This is a genomic window from Rhizobacter sp. P5_C2, assembly GCF_054049715.1.
The window spans coordinates 1-724 of the sequence record NZ_JBFULV010000257.1 but is presented as its reverse complement, the minus strand read 5'-3'; the positions used below and the strand labels follow the sequence as shown (position 1 = coordinate 724).

Below are 724 nucleotides of genomic sequence, written 5' to 3'. Positions count from 1 at the left end.
CGCTGCATCTGATCGTGGACAACTACGCCACCCACACCCACCCGCAGGTGCAGGCGTGGCTGGCCAGGCACCCGCGCTTCGTCATGCACTTCACGCCCACCACCGCCTCCTGGCTGAACATGGTCGAGGGCTTCTTCCGCGACATCTCCGAGAACCGCATCAAGCGCGACAGCTTCACCAGCGTCGCCGAGCTGGAGTTGGCCATCGACCTGTACATCGCCCACCACAACGCCGACCCCAAGCCCTTCATCTGGACCGCCAGCGCCACCGACATCCTCGCCAAGGTCACCCGCGCCAAGGCAGCCCTCGATCGAGTCGCTAAATAGGTTCACTCAATTCAAGCGCACCACACTAGGAGGCGTCGGACCAAGGGCTTTAGAGGCGAGAGAAACGACAAGCCGGCGTAACGGACTACCACACAGGATAGCGGTCGCTGGGCGCTGCGACCAAGGAGCGAACGCAGGATGTCGGCCCGATGGTGCGGCTGGCGGGCCAAGGCAGCCTGGTCTGCGACCGCCGCAATCGGCCAGGAGCTGACCCTCACGATAGACTGCTTCCGCGCCAAGTAGCGGTGCCTGATCCAGGAATGTCCAGCGGAGGCTCCGAACCATGCGACTCTTCAAAAGCCTGCTTGCCGCCAGCGGGTTCGGCGCTGGCACGCTGAATCGCAGTCCGAAGCCGCGCATCGTGGTCGATGCCGAGAATGCGGCTGACTGGATCGCCA

Annotated in this window: 1 protein-coding gene; it reads left to right on the top strand. The window is 64.1% G+C overall.

Translation table 11 applies throughout. The annotated features are described in order from the left end of the window. A partial coding sequence (locus ACXJLU_RS33475; protein WP_457338027.1) for a transposase occupies positions 1–326 on the top strand: 326 nt, incomplete at its 5' end. Positions 327–724: the final 398 nt, after the last annotated feature.